We start from the raw sequence: 2042 nt of genomic DNA, 5'->3' as shown, positions 1-2042 counted from the left end.
AGATATACCTGCTATCATGCGCCGGCTAGCACAAGAAAAGCAAATGTCATAATATACTTGATTATAGTTAAAAGGCTCCCTTTAAGGGAGCCTCTATTTTACAAATATAGTAAGATCAAAGTTTGTTATTTTTGAGCAAATAAAGACAACGCTTTATGTCGTAATTTTGTAAATAAAGTATCTTGTATATGAAGTGACACTGTAAGCCTATTTATAGTGAGTTGCTTATTAAACGCAAACTGTGTTTTTATAAGAACATCTTTATCAGCTAGTGATGGTTTGTTAAGGGCTAAATCAATAATAATATTTCTATAATGTTCTGCTAGTGCTAGTTGAGCAGTGCTTAGTAAGTTGCTCATTTTTGAAGTGGTGTTTTCAAAAGGAGTATCATTAAACAAGTGGATATCAAATGATAATTGTTCTTTTAGTGCACCTTTAATATGAATTGGTAACGTTTCAAATAGAGCATCAATATCAAGTGTAGTAATATCTACAATTTTTGTGTCTTTAAAGTTAAACCAAGATTTAAATAATTTTGTATCACTAGTGTAAATATAAATAAGTTCTTTAGGATTACTTGTATCTGTATAGACACCAAAGTTATTAATAGAAAAAGTATATTTACCCGGTTTTGCTATTTCTGTTACAGGAGTATAATGACCAGTGCCAGTGGTATATTCTAAAGTTTTAGATTTTTTTATTGGTAGAGGTCCAAAATCTTTTTGGGTGCTAGAATGAGATGGTATATGTACTTCACTGGCCATTGTACTTGTGCTAAATAATGATGTACTAAAGCAGCTAAAGGGAGTAATAAAAGCAAAAAAAAGTAAAAATAGTGCATACATATAAGTTCTTTCATTAGGATACATTAATTAAAATCTATATTTAAGCATATAATAAAGCTTAATTTATGCAATACAATGAGGCTTTATGGTATGTATAGAGAGCATACTAAAGATTAGTTATGTAGGTTGATCAGACAATAAATAGAAGTGCAGCTCAATGGTATATAAAGATTTAAAAGTAACTATTTTTTTTGGAGACAAAGAACATAGTATCGATAGAAAATTATTTGAAAACAGTAAAAAACAATTAGAATTAGACAAACATCGAGCTTTAGCTTTTATAAAAGATAGAGTACAGGTAGATGCTCTTTTCTTTACACAGCAAACGCATAGTGCCCAAGGTCTTACTATTTCTCAAGATAACTATAGTTGTTTTTTAGACAGTCAACCTGAAGGTGACTTTTTAATCACAGATAAAACCGAAGTTGGCCTTGGTGTTTATACTGATGATTGTTTGCCGATTGTTATTTATGATCCTGAGCATCATGTGGTAGCAATCTGCCATGCTGGGTGGATGGGCTCAGTTAAACACATAGCTATTAAAGCTCTCCAGATGCTTGAAAGTACTTATGGAACTAAAAAAGAGAATGTACGTGTAATTTTTGGGCCCTGTGCTGGTGCTTGTTGTTATGTCGTACAACAAGATTTTAAAGATAAGGTAAAAGAGTTTAGTTTTAGAGACCAAGTAATACTAGAACGAGATGGGCAGTTTTTCTTTGATTTGGCTTTATGTAATAAGCTTCAACTTCTTGAGTATGGCGTAATGCTGGATGCTTTTAATTTAGAATATAACCTGTGTACACTACACAATATGTCTTTTTGTTCTTATCGCAGAGAGGCAAAAAGTGTGTTGCGCCAAGTAACTCTTGTGGCTCTTACAAGAGTAGTCTAAGCTTGCTAATGACGATCTTCTGTTTTTATGCTATACTCACACTTATTTGGTGAGTAGCTCTGATTTAAACTTAAAAAAGACCCGATCTAAAGGATAAAAAATGATTTCAGCTGTATTGGCAAAACTATTTGGGACCAACAATTCCCGGCAGCTTAAACGCTTGCAGCCTATTGTTGACAAAATTAATTCACTTGAAGCTCGTATACAAATTCTCTCAGACGAGCAGCTTGCTTTTAAAACCAACGAGTTTAAAGAACAAATAGAGCGTGGTAGAACTCTAAACGATATTTTGCCAGAAGCTTTTG

General features: G+C 32.6%; 2 protein-coding genes and 1 pseudogene. 2 read left to right on the top strand and 1 reads right to left on the bottom strand.

Annotated elements, in window-relative coordinates; all coding sequences use genetic code 11:
* Positions 1–125: 125 nt before the first annotated feature.
* Positions 126–845 (bottom strand): hypothetical protein, encoded by a 720-nt coding sequence (locus tag H0X48_07000; GenBank protein ID MBA3955036.1) that lies wholly within the window; start codon positions 843–845, stop codon positions 126–128.
* Positions 846–996: 151 nt separating this feature from the next.
* Between H0X48_07000 and H0X48_06995 the strand changes: the two are divergent.
* Positions 997–1737, top strand: a pseudogene (locus H0X48_06995) (polyphenol oxidase family protein).
* A gap of 100 nt (positions 1738–1837) precedes the next feature.
* A partial coding sequence (locus H0X48_06990; protein MBA3955035.1) for a hypothetical protein occupies positions 1838–2042 on the top strand: 205 nt, incomplete at its 3' end.

This window comes from Candidatus Dependentiae bacterium, assembly GCA_013821315.1.
Classification (GTDB): domain Bacteria; phylum Babelota; class Babeliae; order Babelales; family Babelaceae; genus JACDHA01.
This window is presented reverse-complemented; position numbering and strand designations above follow the sequence as displayed.